The 17,783-nt window shown below is 64.3% G+C and carries 14 protein-coding genes; 4 read left to right on the plus strand and 10 right to left on the minus strand.

What is annotated here, in order from left to right; genetic code table 11:
- Nucleotides 1-22 precede the first annotated feature (22 nt).
- The 3 genes from Azoinq_RS01745 to Azoinq_RS01755 all read right to left on the minus strand — a co-directional run bounded on the left by Azoinq_RS01745 (nt 23) and on the right by Azoinq_RS01755 (nt 5,228).
- On the minus strand, nt 23-2,158 hold the full coding sequence (locus Azoinq_RS01745) for a putative bifunctional diguanylate cyclase/phosphodiesterase (RefSeq protein ID WP_216127316.1): 2,136 nt from the start codon (nt 2,156-2,158) through the stop codon (nt 23-25).
- The gene (locus Azoinq_RS01750; RefSeq protein WP_216127313.1) at nt 2,155-3,060 is read right to left on the minus strand and encodes an ABC transporter substrate-binding protein; all 906 of its coding nucleotides are present in this window, start codon (nt 3,058-3,060) and stop codon (nt 2,155-2,157) included. Before Azoinq_RS01750 ends, Azoinq_RS01745 begins: the two co-directional genes overlap by 4 nt.
- A 68-nt stretch (nt 3,061-3,128) precedes the next feature.
- Entirely contained in the window at nt 3,129-5,228 is a 2,100-nt protein-coding gene (locus tag Azoinq_RS01755; protein ID WP_216127310.1) for a TonB-dependent receptor plug domain-containing protein, read from the minus strand.
- Nucleotides 5,229-5,421: 193 nt separating this feature from the next.
- Here Azoinq_RS01755 and Azoinq_RS01760 point away from each other — a divergent pair, with 193 nt between their 5' ends.
- Both Azoinq_RS01760 and Azoinq_RS01765 read left to right on the plus strand, forming a co-directional pair.
- A complete protein-coding gene (locus tag Azoinq_RS01760) occupies nt 5,422-6,918 on the plus strand; it encodes an NAD(P)H-hydrate dehydratase (protein ID WP_216127307.1) in 1,497 nt (498 codons plus the stop codon).
- Nucleotides 6,919-7,005: 87 nt separating this feature from the next.
- A complete protein-coding gene (locus tag Azoinq_RS01765; protein WP_216127304.1) occupies nt 7,006-7,884 on the plus strand; it encodes a DMT family transporter in 879 nt (292 codons plus the stop codon).
- Here Azoinq_RS01765 and Azoinq_RS01770 read toward each other — a convergent pair.
- On the minus strand, nt 7,881-9,371 hold the full coding sequence (locus Azoinq_RS01770) for an FMN-binding glutamate synthase family protein (protein WP_216127301.1): 1,491 nt from the start codon (nt 9,369-9,371) through the stop codon (nt 7,881-7,883). The two genes, Azoinq_RS01765 and Azoinq_RS01770, sit on opposite strands and share 4 nt — an antisense overlap.
- A gap of 70 nt (nt 9,372-9,441) precedes the next feature.
- Between Azoinq_RS01770 and nadC the strand changes: the two genes are divergently transcribed.
- Nucleotides 9,442-10,302, plus strand: coding sequence for a carboxylating nicotinate-nucleotide diphosphorylase (nadC, locus tag Azoinq_RS01775; RefSeq protein WP_232368533.1), 861 nt, complete (start codon nt 9,442-9,444; stop codon nt 10,300-10,302).
- Nucleotides 10,303-10,495: 193 nt separating this feature from the next.
- Here the strand turns inward: nadC and Azoinq_RS01780 are convergent, their stop codons facing one another.
- From Azoinq_RS01780 to alaC, 6 genes are all read right to left on the minus strand, one after another.
- The gene (locus tag Azoinq_RS01780; protein ID WP_216127299.1) at nt 10,496-11,119 is read right to left on the minus strand and encodes an SAM-dependent methyltransferase; all 624 of its coding nucleotides are present in this window, start codon (nt 11,117-11,119) and stop codon (nt 10,496-10,498) included.
- 75 nt (nt 11,120-11,194) lie between these two features.
- Entirely contained in the window at nt 11,195-12,649 is a 1,455-nt protein-coding gene (gene thrC, locus Azoinq_RS01785; RefSeq protein ID WP_216127297.1) for a threonine synthase, read from the minus strand.
- A 200-nt stretch (nt 12,650-12,849) separates the two neighbouring features.
- Nucleotides 12,850-14,160, minus strand: a complete 1,311-nt coding sequence (locus tag Azoinq_RS01790) for a homoserine dehydrogenase (protein ID WP_216127295.1) — start codon at nt 14,158-14,160, stop codon at nt 12,850-12,852.
- Nucleotides 14,157-14,597: a GNAT family N-acetyltransferase gene (locus tag Azoinq_RS01795; protein ID WP_216127292.1), complete on the minus strand. Its 441-nt coding sequence runs from the start codon at nt 14,595-14,597 to the stop codon at nt 14,157-14,159. The genes Azoinq_RS01790 and Azoinq_RS01795 overlap by 4 nt, the downstream gene beginning before the upstream one ends.
- Nucleotides 14,598-14,605: 8 nt before the next feature.
- A complete protein-coding gene (locus Azoinq_RS01800; RefSeq protein WP_216127277.1) occupies nt 14,606-15,853 on the minus strand; it encodes a pyridoxal phosphate-dependent aminotransferase in 1,248 nt (415 codons plus the stop codon).
- Between the two features lie 146 nt (nt 15,854-15,999).
- A complete protein-coding gene (alaC, locus tag Azoinq_RS01805) occupies nt 16,000-17,184 on the minus strand; it encodes an alanine transaminase (protein WP_216127274.1) in 1,185 nt (394 codons plus the stop codon).
- A gap of 226 nt (nt 17,185-17,410) precedes the next feature.
- On the opposite strand from alaC, the gene Azoinq_RS01810 reads away from it, so the two are divergent.
- On the plus strand, nt 17,411-17,779 hold the full coding sequence (locus Azoinq_RS01810) for an Mth938-like domain-containing protein (protein ID WP_216127271.1): 369 nt from the start codon (nt 17,411-17,413) through the stop codon (nt 17,777-17,779).
- The last annotated feature ends 4 nt before the right edge of the window (nt 17,780-17,783 follow it).

Genomic DNA, 17,783 nt, shown 5'->3' on the forward strand with positions numbered 1-17,783 from the left:
CCCCGGCGCCCCGGGGCCGGATTCAGGCGGCGCTGCTGCCGTCCCGCCCCGGCCCTTCCAGATCCACAAGCCAGTCGTCGAAAAGCCGAGCCGGGCCGAACCAGTCGCCCTGGCCCCAATCCACCCCTTCGTCCTGCAAGGCCAGGAAGGTGCCCTCCCCCTCCACCCGGGTCGCCACCACCTGGAGCCCCAGGGTCCGGCAGATGGACTGGACGGCCCGGATCAGGCTGCTGCTGATGGGATTGGTGTTCAGTTCCCGGGTCAGCTTGGCGTCCAGCTTGACCCAGGAGAGGGGCAATTCCTTCAGGTAAGCAAAGGAGGAGAGGCCGGAGCCGAAGTCGTCCAGGGCCAGTTGGCAACCCAGGCCCCGGACCTGGGCGGCAAAATCCCGCACCCGGGGGCCATCCCGACCCACCAGGTCTTCGCTGATTTCAAAGCACAGCTGGTCCGCCTCCAGACCGTGGCTGGTAAGCCGTTCCCGGATGAAGGTGAGCAGCTGGGTCTGTTCCAGGCTTTGCAGGGAAAGGTTGATGCAGCAGCAGGCCCGGCGCCCGGGGAAGCGGGCCTGTAGCCGCTCCAGCCCGGTGCAGGCGGCCTCGATCAGCCACCGGTCCAGGGGGGCCAGCAATTCAAAGCGCTCGGCGGAGGGCAGAAAAGCGGCGGCCGGAATCACCGTTCCCCCATCCTCCAGCAGGCAGGGGAAAACTTCGTAACGCAGATCTCCGGTCTGGGCTCCTTGCAGGGGCACCAGGGACTGGGCGAAAAGGAGAAAGCGGTTTTCCTGGAAACCCCGCTGCAAGCGGCTGGCCCAGCCCATGTCGGCCTGACGCTGCATCAGTTCCCGCCCGTCCAGCTGGAACTGGACCACCCGGTTGCGGCCCTGGGCCTTGGCGGCGTAACAGGCGTTATCCACCGCCGAGAGCACCTCCTCCAGGGTGCCCAGGGTGCCATCCAGGGCCACCAGGCCAATGCTGGCGCCGATGGAAAAGAGCTGCTGGTTCCACTGGAAGCGGAAATCCTGGACCAGACAGCGGAGGTTTTCCGCCACCTGGAGGGCGTCCGACACCGGGCAGTTTTCCAGGAGAATGCCGAATTCGTCGCCCCCCAAGCGCCCCAGCACATCCCCCTCCCGCAGACGCTCCTGGAGCAGGCGGGTAATCTGGCGCAAGAGCTCGTCCCCGGCCCCGTGGCCGCAGGTGTCATTCACCGCCTTGAAGCGGTCCAAATCCAGGTAGCAGAGCACATGGGAATTATCCGGGGAAGCGGTGGCCAGCACTTCCAGAATGCGCCGCTCGAATTCCCGCCGATTGACCAGACCGGTGAGGGGATCATGGCTGGCCTGGTAGGCCAGCTGGGTGGTAGCGGCGGCAATCCGCTCCTGCTGGATGTGGTAGTTATTTTCCAGCCGCTCCGCCATGTGATTAAAGCCCTGTTCCAGTTGCCCCAGTTCCCCTTCCGACACGTTGGGCACCCGGGTTTCCAGGGAACCGGCGGCCATGGCCCGCACCGCCCCCACCAAGCGGCTCACGGGGCGGGAAAAGGAGCGGGCCACCCGCAGGGCGAAGAGGCTGGTGGCCCCCATGACCAGCACAAACAGCAGCACGGCCCGAAGCAGAAAACGGTGTTTCTGGGCCGCCAGACCGTCCGTGCCGATTTCCACGTAGGCCACGCCGATCCGTTCCCCCCCCGCTTCCGTCCCGGCGGACCGGGCCCCGGTGGGGGCGCTCAGATCCAGGTCGTCCAGGGCCACCTCCGCCCGGCGGATGGGGGCGGCAAAGCCGATCCAGCCCTTCCCCTGGGACTGGAGCAGACCGCCCCGGCCCTGGGAGGCCACCTGATTGGGGCTCTGGGTAGCCCGGCCGCTCAGGGCCATGGGCTGGCCTTCCATGTCCAGTACCATCACCGCCCGCACATCGGATTGCTGCATGGCGGCCTGAGCCAGGGCTTGCAGCCCCGCCCGGTCCCCCGCAATCACCCCATATTCACAGGCCGGCGCCAAATAACGGACCGTGGCCTGGCCCCGCTGGCGCAGCTGGGCGTCCAGCACATCCAGGCCGCTGATGGCGTAATACAGGGTCAACAGGGCCGCAATCACCGCCGCCGGGGCCAGGGCCAGGAGCAACACCCTTTGTCGGATGGTCCAGCCGGTGGGCGTCATTCCCCGTCCCCACCTTTCGCCAGCGCCTCGGCCAGGCTGTGTTCATCCCCTACCTCCAGGCCCAGGGAACGGGCCACGCTCCGATTCACCGCCACGTTGAAATAGGCGGGATACTGGGGGGCGGGCAACTGCACCCGCCCGGCGGGCATGGCCCGCAGCCAGTCCCCCACCTGACGGGCGATATGCTGGGGCGAGGAATAGACCGCCGCCAGGGCCCCCGCCGCCACATAGGCCTGGGAAAAACCAAACACAGGGCGGCGGAACCGGTAGGTGGTGAGCAGAATGGGCCGGGCCGTCTCCCGGGTGTAGACCATACTGTCCGGCAGGGCCCAGAGCATGTCGGAGAGGGGCAGAAGCCGGTTCAGCACCGGCACAATGTCGGCGCCGTTACTGATCTGTTCGGTCTGGACCTCCAGCCCCTGGTGGGCGGCAGCACTGCGTAAATGGCCCTGCTGGGCAGCGGAATCCGGCCCCACCAGCACCGCTACCTTGTGCTTGCCCGGCATGATGAGGCGCATCAGGCCCAGCTGACGACTAAGGGGCTGATCCAGGTAAATGGCCGACTGGCCCCCGTGGCGCCGCCCCATTTCCAGGTGCTCATAGGCCTGGCGGGGCACCAGCACATGGAGCACGGGCACCCCCAGTTCCATGTGATTCACCGCCTGTCCCGCCTTCACCCCCACCGCCAGCACCAGGGCTGCGTTGCCCAGTTCGGCCCCATCCAGGTGCTGGCCCGCCACCCCGGCCAGTTTCACCGAGCGGCGCACTCCGGACTGGGCCAGGGCCGCATTCAGGGCATCAAAAAATTCCCCGTACACGCCCCCCCGGTCGGAGAGCACCACCGCCACCCCGTCCCCGGCCCAGACCCGGGGCGCGCCCAGGCACACCAGGAAAAATGCCATAAAAATATGACAAAAGGCCAGGCGGCGCAAAAGGGCGGGGAGGATGGGAAAAACCATGGACGAAAAACCTAAAAATCCAGAGTCAGGCTGAGGAAAGCCCGGCGACTGTATTGGTTTTCGTAGAAAAATTCCTGATAGGCCCGATTGCCCATGTTCTGGATGGTCAGGGCCACCTCGCCACGGAAGACCGTATCCCGGAAACGCTTAGCCAGCTTGCCGTCCCAGCGGAAATAGCCGGGCAGGGCGTCCCCGTCGCTTAAAGGCCGCACCCGGTCCATATCGTAGCGGGACAGACTCAAGGTCCAATCCGTGCCCAGATCCTGGGCCACCAGCAGATTGGAGGTATGGCGGGGGGTAGATTCCCCGTAATTGAAATTACCGGTCACGGACTGGCCATTTACTTTGGTGTAGGCCCAGCTCCAGTAAATCCGGGTTTTCTCTCCCCAATACCATTTCAGCTGGGCTTCCAGGGAACGCACGTCCGCCTCCCCGCCCCCCACGAAGGTCACCGCCTTGCCCGCGTCACTGCCCGGTCGGGCAAACAGGGCATTGATGTAATCCACGGAGGAAGGCAAATAACGGGTGGTTTCGATGAGGTGGTCCAGATGGTCCAGGGAATACTTCAGGTCTAGGCTGCTGCGGGTGTTGATTTCCCAGAGGTAGCCGATTTCCCGGGAATAGATATTTTCCGAATCCAGCCCCTGGGTGGTGCCGAAACTCAGGGCGGAGCAGGTGTTGCCCCGATGCAGGAAGCTGGGACAGGGGGTGAAGTCAATCTGGGAATGGACCGCCTCTTCCAGGATCACCGGGGAATGGGTGGCCTTACTCAGGCCCAGACGCACCGTCTGGCCGGGCAGAAAGCGGTAATTGGCAGCCAGCCGGGGGGAAGCGTGGGTGCCGTTATAGCTGTTGTTTTCCACCATGAGGCCCCCGTTCATCACCAGATCGTGCCAGGGCCGCCATTCCAGATTGGCGAACAGGTCGGACTGGTGGTAATTGCGGGAATCGGAGGTGCCCAGGTAAAGCCGGTCACTGACCCGATCCAGACGGAAACCGCCGCCCCACACCAGGCGGGTATTTTCCGTGGGGGCAAAGGTATGTTGCAGCTCGAAATCATCCCGCTCCGCCCAGCTGGATAGGGGGGCGTTGTAGGGGGCGGGCAGGGGCAGCATGCTTAGGCCCGGGTCCATGGAGGCAGTCTTGGAAACGTCCATGTCCAGGGAATCCCGGTTATGGTAGAAGCGCAGGGACAGCTGGCGGTCTGGGCCATCGCTACGCTGCCATTTGAGCATGGCGTACTGACTCTGCAAGCGGTTTTCCCGCTCCGGGTTCAAGTTGCCCGAACCCGGGTCTTCCCGCACCCCGGCCTGATATTGACCCACAGACAGCCCCAGCTGGGCTTCCAGGGAATCCAGGTCATTGATCTGATATTCCCCCCGGAAGGCCAGGGTATTAATGTATTTGTCGTCGTGCCGGGGATAAACCGTACTCCGTCCCGGATCCTGATCCGGGGTATCCGTCACCCCTTTATCTTTGACGTAACCCAGGGTAATGCGATAGTCCAGATCCCCCTGGCGCCCGCCGTAACGGTAGGAACCGGTCAGGCCCGGGGTGCCCCCGGCCAGGGAAACATGCTGGCCCTGGGTGTCGGTGGCAGAGCGGGTGATGATATTGATCACCCCCAGGAAGGAATTGGCCCCATAGGCTGCTGAAGCCGGCCCCCGCACCACCTCGATACGCTCGATTTCATCCAGGGTCACGGGCAGGGCGCTCCAGATGGGGCCGCCGAACAGGGGGGTGTAAATGGAACGGCCGTCCACCAGCACCTGCATGCGGCGGGAATAGGAATCCGCCAGACCGTGGTAACTCACCGTGGCATTGGGGACGAAGGCTCCCTTGTCCGCACTGTTGCCCACATACATGCCGGGCACCAGACGCAGCACATCCGTAATATCCCAGGCCCCCGAATCCCGGATCATCTGCCGGTCAATCACGGTCATGGCCGCCGGGGCCTCACTCACCGGTTGCTCCAGGCGGGAAGCGGTGAGCACCGTAGGCACATCCGCCAGCAGATCCTCCTCGGACAATCCACCCCCGTCTCCCTCTGCCCCATGGGCCAGGGAAGACAGGGCCAGCACCAACAGCGAAAGGGCTCCCGATTTATGCATTTGTCAATTATGTTCCATTTTTTGTCGCCGGCGGAAAATGCCCCATAGGCCTGTGGCGTAGGCCCTATCTCTCCCGGGATTTCCGACCGCTACTTTTAGCATATTTTAAAGTCCCGTCACAGGAAAAATCCCACCCCCGCCCTTCCACGGCCCCCATCCCCCTCCGCCACCGGGCCGATTACAATAGGTCCCTATGAACACTCAAAACTCCCTCCCCCTTTACCTGTCCCGGGAGTTGCGCCAAATCGAACAGGCGGCCCGGGAACTTCCCCTCATGCAGCGGGCTGGTCAGGCCGCCGCCAAGCTGGCGGCCAAGCTGGCCTTACCCGGACGGCCGATCCTGATTCTGGCCGGGCCGGGCAACAACGGTGGCGATGCCTGCGAAGTAGCCTGCCATTTAGTAGCCCAGGGCCAGGACGTGCGCCTGGTGTTGAGCGCCCCGGAGGCCAACCTGCCAGCCCAGGCGGCGGCCGCCCTGGCCCGCAGCAAGGAAGCCGGCGTGCGCCCCCTAGGCACCATTCCCCAGGGTCAGCACTGGGGGCTGATTGTGGATGGCCTGTTCGGCATCGGCCTGGGCCGGGCCATAGAAGGGGACCATGCCCGCCTGATTGAGAGTGCCAATACCCTGGCGGAGCAGCACGCCTGCCCCCTCCTGGCCCTGGACTGCCCCTCGGGCCTGGACAGCGACCGAGGCGTACTGCGGGGCGCCGCCATCCGGGCCAGCCACACCCTCACCTTCATCGCCGCCAAGCCGGGCTTGCTCACCCTGGACGGGCCGGATCAGGTGGGGCGGCTGGAGGTGGATAGTCTGGAACTGAATCCGGAAGCCATTACCGCCCCCTCGGGCCGGAGTATCGCCCGAGATCTGTTCGCCCATCGCCTCCATCCCCGCCAGGCCAACAGCCACAAGGGCAGCTACGGCTCCGTGGGCATTCTGGGGGGCGGGGAAAGCATGGTGGGAGCGGCCATCCTGGCTGGCCGGGCCGCCCTCAAACTAGGCGCCGGGCGGGTCTATCTGGGCCTCCTGGCCCCCAGTCGTCCGGCTTTCGACCCGGCCCAGCCCGAGCTCATGCTGCGCAGTCCGGAAGCTCTTTTTGCCGCCCCCCTCACCGCCCTAGCCTGTGGCCCGGGCCTGTCCATGGCCCCCGCCGCCCAGCCCTGGGTGGAAAAGGCAGTGGCCACGGACCTGCCCCTGGTGCTGGATGCGGATGCCCTCAATCTCCTGGCGGAAGACGAGCCCCTGGCCGCCGCCTGCGCCGCCCGCCAGGCCCCCACCCTGATGACCCCCCATCCGGCGGAAGCAGCCCGGCTGGAAAGCTGCGGCGTGGCGGAAATCCAGCAGGACCGGATCGGCGCCGCCCGCTCCCTGGCCGCCCGGCTCAATGCCTGGGTGGCCCTGAAAGGGGTGGGCACGGTGGTAGCCGCCCCGGACGGCCGTTGGTGGATCAACACCAGCGGCAACCCGGGTATGGCCTCCGCGGGCCAAGGGGACGTGCTCACCGGCCTCACCGTGGCCTTCCTGGCCCAGGGCTGGGAGGCAGAAGCCGCCCTGCTGGCCGCCGTGTATCTCCACGGCAAGGCGGGGGATGCCCTGGTACGGCGTAACATCGGCCCGGCGGGCCTCACCGCCGGGGAAACGGGGGATGAAGCCCGCCGGGTCTTCAACCGCTGGCTGTCCGGCCCCCGCTAACTCCAGCACCAGGGGCCCCAGCCCCCAGCGCAGCACCCATAATTAAAACCAGCCCCGGCACCGGATGCCGGGGTATCTCCCCGACCCATGACCTCTTCCAAGCCCCTGCGCGGCGTCTGCCTCATTCTCGCCGCCGTGTTTTTCTTCGCCCTCCTGGACGCCACCACCAAGCAACTGGCCAAGACCTATCCGGTGACCTTCATCGCCTGGGCCCGCTACCTGCTCCACGGCCTGCTCATGGCCATCATTCTGGGACCCCGCATGGGGCGGCGCCTGGTGCTCACCGCCCGGCCCGGCCTCAATGTGCTGCGCTCCCTGATGCTGGTGGGCACCACCTGCTTCGCCATCGCCGCCTTTCGCACCATGCCCCTGGCGGAAACCTCTTCGGTCATCAACATCTCTCCCCTGCTGGTGGCTCTCCTGGCCGGGCCCTGGCTCGGGGAAAAGGTGGATCGGGGCCACTGGCTGGCCTCCGCCGCCGGCTTTCTCGGAGTCCTGCTCATTGCCCTACCCACCGGTCACGGCGCCCCCCAGTTCAACGCCCTGGGCCTTGGCTTTGCCCTGCTGGCGGCGGTGAGCAACACCTTTTACCAGATGTTCACCCGCCAGCTTTCCGCTACGGAAAACACCCTGACCATGCTGTTCTACAGCGCTCTGGTGGGGTTTTTCGCCATGACCCTGACCCTGCCCTGGGCCGGCCCCATCCACGCCCCCCAGGGCAATGAGGCCTGGCTCATCGCCGCCACCGGGGTACTGGGGGCCCTGGGCCACTTTCTCCTCACCGCGGCCTTCCGCTACGCCCCGGCCTCGGTGATTTCCCCTTTTCTCTACGTGCAACTGGCCTGGGCCACCCTGCTGGGCTGGCTGTTCTTCCACCATCTGCCCCCCTGGAGCGCCGCCGCTGGGATGGTGGTAATTGCCGCCAGCGGCCTCTGGCTGGCCCTACGCCCCCGGGCCAAGCCCTAGACCGGCACGGTAAGGGGATAGGGGTAGAGGGAACTCAAGGCCACGCTGTCCCCGTTGGGCTGGACCAGGCGCACATGCTGGCGGCGGAATTCCCGGGCATGGTGCAGGCCGCAGGCGTGGGCGATCATGTCAATTTCCTGGCCCATGTTGCGGCAATAGGCGGCCACCCGCTCCGCCTTATCCTCCACCACCAAGCCCCGCTGGAGCCGGGGATCGTGGGTGGTAATACCCGTGGGGCAGGTATTGCTGTGGCAGCGCAGGGCCTGGATGCAGCCCAGGGCAAACATGAAGCCCCGGGCCGTATTGACGAAATCCGCCCCGCAGGCCAGGGCCCAGGCCACCTTGGCCGGGGTCACCAGCTTACCGGCGGCAATGACCCGGATGCGCTCCTTCAGACCCGCCTCCATCAGGGCATCCACGGCCCGGGGCAGGCCTTCCATGATGGACAGGGACATATGGTCCGCCAGAGCCTGGGGCGCCGCCCCCGAGCCCCCTTCCCCCCCGTCGATGGCAAGAAAATCCGGCGCGCTGTGTAGGCCCCGGCGCTGCACCGCTTCCCCCAGGAGATGGAGGAATTCCCAGCCGCCAATGGCGGTCTTCACCCCCACCGGTTTGCCCGTCGCCTCCCGCACCCGCTCCACCATGTCCAATAGCTGGTCCATGGTGGCGATATCCCGATGCCGGTTGGGGGAAAGGGAATCCTGCCCCACTGCAATGCCCCGAATGGCGGCGATTTCCGGGGTCACCTTAGCCCCCAGCAAAACGCCCCCCTTGCCTGGCTTGGCCCCCTGGGAAAGCTTGATTTCAAAGGCTCGCACCGTCTCGTGGGCGGCCAGCTGGCGCAGTTTTTCCAAGGACAGGCTGCCATCTTCGTTGCGGCAGCCGTATTTGGCCGTGCCAATCTGGAAAATGATGTCGCCGCCCCCTTCCAGATGATAGGGAGACAGGCCCCCTTCCCCCGTATCCATCCAGCACCCGGCCTGGGCTGCGCCCCGGGACAGGGCCTGCACCGCCGGTTTGGAAATGGCGCCGAAACTCATGCCGCTGATATTCAACGGGGAGCGGGCGGTGAAAGGCTGTTGGCACCAGCCCTCCCCAATAATCAGGGGCGGGGTGGGCAGCTTGTCCTCCTCCAGCACCGGAAAGGGGGCGTTGACGAAAAGGATGGCCCCCGTCTGCTGCAAATCGTAGGTGGAGCCGAAACCCAGCATGCCCCCTTCGTTTTTGGCCAGACGATAAACCCAGCGCCGGGTAGCCCGGTCGAAAGGACGCTCTTCCCGGTCGTTAAGGAAGAAATACTGGCGGAAATATTCCCCCAGGCGCTCGAAGAAGTAGCGCAGATGGCCGATCACCGGGTAATTGCGCAGCACCGTATGGCGTTTCTGGGTAATGTCCTGCACATACCAGTAGACCACCCAGAACAACAGGCCAAAGGCCAGCAATACCCCCAGTCCTACCCACAGCACCTGTAGCCAGACCATCACCATGTGACCTCCCCCGGCCTGCGGCCGATGCTAGAATGCGCTCCCAGCCAATCTAGCATGACGAAAGACCGCCGTGGAACTGATCCTGCCCCCTGCCGCTGAAATTGATCGCAATGTGGATGCCGCCCTGGCCGAAGATGTGGGAGCCGGGGATTTGACCGCCCAGCTCATTCCCGCCGGGCAGATGGGCAAAGCCACGGTTATCTCCCGGGAACCGGCGGTACTGGCCGGAGCCCCTTGGTTCAACAAGGCTTTCCGCCGGGTCAGCGAAAATGTGACCCTGCACTGGCACGTCAAGGACGGGGAGCGGGTGGCCCCCAATCAGCTGCTGTGCGAAATCACCGGCCCGGCCCGGGCCCTGCTCACGGCGGAGCGCACCGGCCTCAACTTTCTCCAGCTCCTCTCCGGCGTGGCCACCCACACCCGCCAGTTCGTGGATGCGGTGGCGGGCACCCGGGCGCGCATCGTGGATACCCGGAAGACCCTGCCGGGCCTGCGTCTGGCGGAAAAATACGCGGTCACCTGCGGCGGCGGCGCCAATCACCGCATCGGCCTCTACGACGCCATTCTCATCAAAGAAAACCACATTCTGGCCGCCGGCAGCATTACCGCCGCCCTGGCCGCGGCCCGCAACACGGCGGCTGCCGCCGGGGAGCGCTGCACCTTCATTCAGGTGGAAGTGGAAAGCCTGGGGGAACTGGACGAAGCCCTGGCGGCGGGCGCCACCATGGTGCTGCTGGACAACATGAGCCTGGACGACATGGCCGAAGCCGCCCGACGCAATCAGGGCCGGGCCGTGCTGGAAGCCTCCGGCGGGGTCAATCTGGACACGGTGCGGGCCATCGCGGAAACCGGGGTGGACCGGATTTCCATCGGCAGCCTGACCAAGGATGTGCGGGCCCTGGATTTGTCCATGCGCTTCAAAGCGGACTGAGCTGGCTCTGGGGTCGAGGGCCAGCTTCGGGCCCCCCCCAGCGCTCCCGCCCCATCGCCTCAACGGCAGTGGGACGGCCTACAGGTGTAGGTACAGGCTGAGACAAAAATTCAGGCCGGGATTGCCCGGCCTTTTTCTTGCCGGCTTTTCCCTTGTTCCTTAGAGGAAAAACCGGCCCCTGTCCGCCCGCCGGTTAGTCCGCCGGGCGACGGGCCACCAGATCGATAAGGGCGGAACGGCCCCGGTGAGCTTCCCCTTCCTGCATTAGGGTTTCATATTCCCGCAGTTCCTCGATCTCCAGGCTGGCAAAGGACTCACGGAGCAGCTCGCCGGTGTAGAGGTTTTCCACCGCCTTGGGGCCGCCGGTGCCGTATACCAGCTGTTTCGGGGTGTAGCCGTGGAGCAGCAGGCGCCCCCCCGGTTTGAGGGCCTTCACCATGCCCCGGAACAGCCGTTCCCGTTCCGCCGGGGCGGCAAACTGGATGAACATGGCCACCACGAAGTCATAGGCGCCTTCCGGCCACTCCCAATTGAGGGTGTCGGCCACCAGAAAGTCCACGGCCACATGGCGTCCCGCCGCCAGTTTGCGGGCCTTTTCCACGGCCACGGGGGAAATTTCCACGGCGGTCACATTGAGCCCCTGCTCCGCCAGCCAGACACTGTTGCGCCCTTCCCCATCGGCCACGGACAGGGCGCTCTGGCCCACTTCCAAAAGATGGCTGTGGGCGGAAAGGAAACGGGTAGGAGCGGTGCCGAACAGGTAATCTTCCCCGGCGGCCCGAAAACGTTCGCTCCAGAAAGCTTCATGTTGATTCATGGGAACTCCCAACTTGAAACCCAAGAAAAAGGGGCGCGGAAACGCGCCCCTGGGAATGTCGCTCCTGCCGTCGGATCAGGCTCCGGCGTTGGCAGCGATATAGGCTTTGACCGCCGCCGCATCCGGGTCCATGGACTGGACCCGTTGGGGCAGCAGTTCCAGACCGGCCAGCTTGGCGGGAATATCCGGGTCCCGGTTCAGGGCTTCCCGGATGGTGTCAGCGAATTTGGCGGCCTGGGCGGTTTCCAGCACCACGGTGGGAATTTCCACCGCCCGGTGATCCCGGGCCACCTTGAGGCCGTCCGCCGTGTGGGTGTCGATGAGCACGTTGTAGCGCTTCCAGGCATCCCGAATGGTGGCCAGCCGGTCCGGGTGGCGGCTGGAGCCGGACACCATGCGGTAGTCGGCCAGGGCGTACCAGGGCTCCGTCCCCTTCAGGTCGAAACTGCCCCCCTTGTCCACCTCGGCCCAGAGTTCCCGCACCATGGCCGGGTCCCGGCCCACCAGGTCGAAGACGAAGCGTTCGAAATTGGAGGCCTTGGAAATATCCATGGAGGGGCTGGAGGTGACCACGGTTTCATCCAGACGGCGGGGCCGGTAAACCCCGGTGCGGAAGAATTCGTCCAGCACATCGTTTTCGTTGGTAGCCAGAATCAGCTTGCCGATGGGCAGGCCCATTTGACGGGCGATGTGGCCAGCGCAGATATTGCCGAAGTTACCTGAGGGCACGGCAAAGGCCACCCGCTGGTCATTGCGCTCGGTGGCGGCGAAATAGCCCTTGAAGTAATAGACCACCTGAGCGGCAACCCGGGCCCAGTTGATGGAATTCACCGCACCGATCTTGTACTTGGCCTTGAATTCGGCGTCGTTGGACACGGCTTTGACGATGTCCTGGGCTTCGTCGAACATGCCGCCCCGGATGGCGATATTGAAGATGTTGGCATCCTGAAGGGAGTACATCTGGGCCCGTTGGAAGGCGCTCATCTTGCCTTCCGGGGAAAGCATGAAGACCCGCACCCCCTTCTTGCCCCGCATGGCGTATTCGGCGGCGGAACCCGTGTCCCCGGAGGTAGCCCCCAGGATATTCAGGGTTTCGCCCCGCTTGGCCAGCACGTATTCAAAAAGATTGCCCAGGAGCTGCATGGCCATGTCTTTGAAAGCCAAGGTCGGGCCATTGGACAGTTCCAGCAGGGCCAGACCGCCCCGCCCGTTCTGATTGGGTTCCAGCCAGCGCAGGGGCACGATCTCCTGGGCATTCTCCCCTTCCCGCACGTTGCAATAGACTTCCGGGGTATAGGTCTTGAGACAGATGGCGTGAAGGTCTTCCGCCGGAATGTCGTCAATGAACTTGGAGAGAATGCGGAAGGCCAGCTCCCCATAGGGCAGGGTCCGCCATTCCTCCATCTCCGCCCGGGTCACCCGGGGGTAGGTTTCCGGCAGATAGAGGCCCCCATCGGGAGCCAGACCGCCTAGCAGGATGTCACAGAAGGGAAGAGCCGGCGCAAGGCCGCGAGTGGAAATGTAGCGCATGGGAAAAATCGGAGGGTTCAAAGACTTGAGCAAGGGCGGAAGGATACCACGCCGCCCCCCCGGACGCCGAGGCTTGGAGGACGGTCACGCCCCAAGCCCTGGCAAGGACATGAAAAAGCGGGGAAATCCCGGCGCCAAGGGCCCCAAAGAAAAGCCCCCGCACCGGGCGGGGGCATCTGGGAAGGAGCGATGACGACCGCTTAGAGCAGCTCTTCCAGACGCAGCCGGATGATCTTGGCCTTGACCACGGGCAGGGATTCTATTTTGGCGATGGCCGCGTCGATATGCTTTTCCCGGGTGAGATGGGTGAGCAGGATGATGTCAGTCTGCTCTTCCCCTTCCCCCGGTTCCTTCTGGATCATGGCGTCGATGGAAATGGACTGGTCGGCCAGGATGCGGGTGATCTCCGCCAGCACCCCGGGACGGTCTTCCACCCGCAGACGCAGGTAGTAGCTGGTCTGCACCTCGGCCAGGGGCAGGATGGGCAGATCCACCATGGCGTCGGGCTGGAAGGCCAGGTGGGGCACCCGGTTTTCCGGGTCGGAGGTGTGCATCCGGGTCACATCCACCAGGTCGGCGATCACGGCGGAGGCCGTGGGTTCGGCCCCGGCACCCTTGCCGTAGTAGAGGGTAGCCCCCACCGCGTCCCCCTTCACCAACACCGCATTCATGGCCCCTTCCACATTGGCGATGAGGCGTTTGGCGGGAATCAGGGTCGGATGAACCCGCAGCTCCACCCCTTCCGGCGTATGCCGGGTCAGGCCCAGGAGCTTGATCCGGTAGCCCAGCTGTTCCGCGTATTTGATGTCTTCCGCGTGGAGCTTGGTGATGCCTTCCACGTGGGCCTTGTCGAAATGGACCGGGATGCCGAAGGCGATGGCCGCCATAATGGTCAGCTTGTGGGCCGCATCCACCCCTTCCACATCAAAGGTGGGATCGGCTTCCGCATACCCCAAACGCTGGGCTTCCTTGAGCACCACGTCGAAGGGCAGGCCCTTGTCCCGCATTTCGGAGAGAATGAAATTGGTGGTGCCGTTAATGATCCCGGCAATCCATTCGATACGGTTGGCGGTGAGGCCTTCCCGCAGAGCCTTGATGATGGGAATGCCCCCGGCCACGGCAGCTTCAAAGGCCACCATCACGTTCTTGGCCTGGGCGGCGGCAAAAATTTCGTTACCGTGGGTGGCGATCAGGGCCTTGTTGGCGGTGACCACGTGCTTGCCGTTTTCAATGGCCTTGAGCACCAGATCCTTGGCTACCCCGTAGCCGCCGATCAGTTCCACCACAATATCCACTTCCGGATCGGTCACCACGGCAAAGGCGTCGTCCGTCACCCGCACGTCGCCGCCGGTGATTTCCCGGGCTTTTTCCACGTTCCGGTCTGCGACCATCGTAATGCGAATGGGCCGGCCGGCGCGCCGGGTAATTTCTTCCTGGTTGCGCTTAAGAACGGTAAAAGTGCCGCCACCGACGGTGCCGATGCCCAAAAGCCCTACGTTGATCGGTTTCATGTAAGTTTTTTCCTAAAGCTGAAAGAAGGGATGAAAAAGCCTTCCCGAAAGTAAAAACGATGGGCGTCGCCCCGCTGCACCCCGGAATCCAGGGCCAGCGCGGCGCACCCCAGGCGCCCGGCGGTCATTTCCAGCCAGGCCAGGAGGCCGTGGCCCACGCCCCGGGAGCGACAGGCGGCGTCGGTGACCAGGTCATCCACATAGAGACGCCGGCCTTCATAGGTGTTGTCCACCACCCGCCACAGGGCCAGGCCGAGCACCCGGTCCCCGTCCACCGCCAATACCAGACGGCCGCCCGTGGCGAAAATTTCCGTCAGGCGGCCCCGGTAATCGGCCGGTAGCTTATCACGCAACTGCCGGTGTACGGGCTCCGCCCGTGCCAGCCACTGGGGTTCCAGGAGGACGCCCCGGTCGTCGGTCACGGGCAGAATGTCCATTTGACGCCCTATCCGGCCAGGCTGGCGGCGGGCTTGCCGCCTCGACGCCGATAGCCATCCAGGAAGCGGCCAAGGCGGCCCAGGGCTTCGTGGAGGTCATCCACATTGGGCAGGAACACCACCCGGAAGTGGTCCGGCTCATGCCAGTTGAAACCGGTCCCCTGGACCAGCAGCACCTTTTCCTCCATGAGCAGATCCAGGATAAATTGCTGGTCGTCGGTGATGGGGTACATCTTCAGATCCAGGCGGGGGAAGAGGTACAGGGCCGCCTGGGGCTTGACGCAGGAAACCCCGGGAATGTCGTTGAGCATCTGCCAGGCCAGGTCCCGCTGCTTGCAAAGGCGACCGCTGGGAGCCACCAGATCGTCGATGCTCTGATAACCGCCCAGAGCGGTCTGAATGGCAAACTGGGCGGGCACATTGGCGCACAGACGCATGGAGGAAAGGATGTTCAGGCCTTCGATGTAATCCCTCGCATGGCGCTTTTCCCCGGACACCACCAGCCAGCCGGCCCGGTAACCGCAGGCCCGGTAATTTTTGGAGAGGCCGTTGAAGGTGACGAAAAGCACGTCATCCGCCAGGGAGGCGATGGAGACGTGCTTGCGGCCGTCGTAGAGCACCTTGTCGTAAATTTCGTCGGCGTAAATGATGAGCTGGTGCTGGCGAGCGATTTCCACCACTTCCTGGAGGAAATCCGTGGGATAGAGGGCGCCGGTGGGATTGTTGGGATTAATCAGCACAATGGCCCGGGTAGCCGGGGTGATCTTGGCCCGGATGTCGTCCAGGTCGGGAATCCAGCCCGCTTCCTCGTCGCACATGTAGTGCCGGGGCGTGCCCCCGGCCAGACTCACGGCGGCGGTCCACAGGGGATAGTCGGGGGCCGGCACCAGCACTTCGTCCCCGTTGTTGAGCAGGGCCTGCATGGCCATGACAATGAGTTCGGACACCCCGTTACCCACGTAGATGTCGTCCAGCTTCACATTGGCGATGCCCTTCTGCTGGCAGTAATGCATGATCGCCTTACGGGCGGAAAACAGGCCCTTGGAATCGGAATAGCCGGAGGCGGCGGGCAAATTGCGGATCATGTCTTCCACAATCTCTTCCGGGGTTTCGAAGCCGAAGGTGGCCGGATTGCCGATATTGAGCTTGATGATGCGCTGGCCGTCCTCTTCCATTTTCTTGGCGTGGGCCAGCACCGGCCCCCGGATGTCGTAACAGACATTGGCGAGCTTGGCGGATTTCAGTATGGGTTGCATGGTTTCCTCTCGGAAGGGATTCGGGAAGGGGCCGGCGGGCGGCCCCAAAAGGGATCAGGCGCGGCGCCGGGATCGCCGGCGGGCCAGAGGCAAGCAACGGTGGGGCGGGTTCGGGCCCCGGCGCCCGGCCGGGGCGCCGACTCCGGCTAGAGCAAACCGTCCTTGCGGAACATTTCCTTGATGCCCCGGACAGCCTGCCGGGTGCGTTCTTCGTTTTCGATCAGGGCGAAACGCACGTGATCGTCCCCGTATTCCCCGAAACCGACGCCGGGGGACACGGCCACATGGGCCTCGTGGAGCAGCTTTTTGGCGAACTCCAGGGAACCCAGATGGGCATAGGCCGGGGGAATCTTGGCCCAGATATACATGGAAGCCTTGGGCACTTCCACCATCCAGCCCGCCTCATGGAGGCCCTTGGCCAGCACATCCCGGCGCAGCTGGTACATCTGGCGCACCTCTTCCACACAGTCCTGGGGACCGTCCAGGGCAATGATGGAGGCCACCTGGATGGGGGTGAAGGTGCCGTAATCGTGGTAACTCTTGATCCGGGCCAGGGCAGCACAGAGTTCCGGGTTGCCCACCATAAAGCCCACCCGCCAGCCGGCCATGTTGTAGCTCTTGGACATGGTGAAAAATTCCACCGCCACGTCCCGGGCGCCCGGCACCTGCATGATGGAGGGGGCTTTATAGCCATCAAAGACGATGTCCGCGTAGGCCAAATCATGGACCACCAGAATGTCGTGCTGCTTGGCCAGGGCCACCACCCGTTCAAAGAAATCCAGCTCCACACAGCGGGCCGTGGGGTTGCTGGGAAAGCCCAGAATCATCATCTTGGGCTTGGGAATGGTTTCCCGGATGGCTTTCTGCAATTCGTCGAAGAAATCCACATCGTCGGTCATGCGCACGGAGCGGATGTCGGCCCCGGCGATAATGGCCCCGTAGATATGGATGGGGTAGCTGGGATTGGGCACCAGCACCGTATCCCCCTTGTCCAGGGTGGCCAGCATGAGGTGGGCCAGACCTTCCTTGGAACCGATGGTGACCACCGCTTCCTTGTCCGGGTCGAAACTCACTCCGTAGCGGCGTTGATACCAGTCACAGATGGCTTTGCGCAGCCGGGGAATGCCCTTGGAAACGGAATAGCCGTGGGTATTGCCCCGCTCCGTCACTTCCACCAGCTTATCCACGATGTGTTGGGGGGTGGGCTGATCCGGATTGCCCATGGACATGTCGATGATGTCTTCCCCGCGCCGCCGGGCGGCCATCTTCAGTTCGCCGGTGATATTGAATACGTAGGGGGGAAGACGCTTGATGCGGGGAAAGTCTTTCATGGCGGCGACGGCGATAGTTGGGTGGCGGTGAAGCCGAACCTGAGCCCCGGCGTTCTGGGCCGCCTGGGGCAGGACGGTTAAAAAGGCTATAATGCTACTCTTTCTTCCCCGGTTTGTGCATGACCCGGACCGGGCCCCTGGAGGCCGCTTTCCGCCCCTTTTCGCCCCACTTCGGGAGCGGCAAACGCCCTCTTTTTTGACCCTGCCCCACTGCCACCGATCCGCCATGAAACTCCACCTCGCCCAGAATTCCGGCCGCTATGCCTTCACCGGCTACGGCGACGACTATGTGGCGATCAACGAGGTGCGCCATCGAGCCAGCGTCATCGTCACTCCCACCCAGGTGTTTCCCCAATGGACCGAGGCCCGCTTTGATACCCTGACGTTGGCGGAATTCGAGCGTCTGGCAGCCCTGGAGGCGGAGGTTCTACTGTTCGGCACGGGCACCAGCCTGCGCTTTCCCGCCCCCGAATTGCTGCGTCCCCTGATCGCCCAGAACCGGGGCTTGGAGGTCATGGACACCCGGGCCGCCTGCCGTACCTACAACATCTTGCTGGACGAAGGCCGCAAGGTGGCCTGCGCCCTGTTGCTGTAAGTCT

It is taken from the genome of Azospira inquinata, assembly GCF_018905915.1.
GTDB classification, from domain to species: Bacteria; Pseudomonadota; Gammaproteobacteria; order Burkholderiales; family Rhodocyclaceae; genus Azospira; species Azospira inquinata.

Coding starts and splice junctions, on each gene's coding strand:
- Azoinq_RS01800 (WP_216127277.1), bottom strand. CDS start 15,853: ATGCAACCCATACTGAAATCCGCCAAGCTCGCCAATGTCTGTTACGAC.
- Azoinq_RS01745 (WP_216127316.1), bottom strand. CDS start 2,158: ATGACGCCCACCGGCTGGACCATCCGACAAAGGGTGTTGCTCCTGGCC.
- Azoinq_RS01760 (WP_216127307.1), top strand. CDS start 5,422: ATGAACACTCAAAACTCCCTCCCCCTTTACCTGTCCCGGGAGTTGCGC.
- Azoinq_RS01750 (WP_216127313.1), bottom strand. CDS start 3,060: ATGGCATTTTTCCTGGTGTGCCTGGGCGCGCCCCGGGTCTGGGCCGGG.
- Azoinq_RS01795 (WP_216127292.1), bottom strand. CDS start 14,597: ATGGACATTCTGCCCGTGACCGACGACCGGGGCGTCCTCCTGGAACCC.
- Azoinq_RS01790 (WP_216127295.1), bottom strand. CDS start 14,160: ATGAAACCGATCAACGTAGGGCTTTTGGGCATCGGCACCGTCGGTGGC.
- Azoinq_RS01755 (WP_216127310.1), bottom strand. CDS start 5,228: ATGCATAAATCGGGAGCCCTTTCGCTGTTGGTGCTGGCCCTGTCTTCC.
- alaC (WP_216127274.1), bottom strand. CDS start 17,184: ATGAAAGACTTTCCCCGCATCAAGCGTCTTCCCCCCTACGTATTCAAT.
- thrC (WP_216127297.1), bottom strand. CDS start 12,649: ATGCGCTACATTTCCACTCGCGGCCTTGCGCCGGCTCTTCCCTTCTGT.
- Azoinq_RS01770 (WP_216127301.1), bottom strand. CDS start 9,371: ATGGTGATGGTCTGGCTACAGGTGCTGTGGGTAGGACTGGGGGTATTG.
- Azoinq_RS01765 (WP_216127304.1), top strand. CDS start 7,006: ATGACCTCTTCCAAGCCCCTGCGCGGCGTCTGCCTCATTCTCGCCGCC.
- Azoinq_RS01810 (WP_216127271.1), top strand. CDS start 17,411: ATGAAACTCCACCTCGCCCAGAATTCCGGCCGCTATGCCTTCACCGGC.
- Azoinq_RS01780 (WP_216127299.1), bottom strand. CDS start 11,119: ATGAATCAACATGAAGCTTTCTGGAGCGAACGTTTTCGGGCCGCCGGG.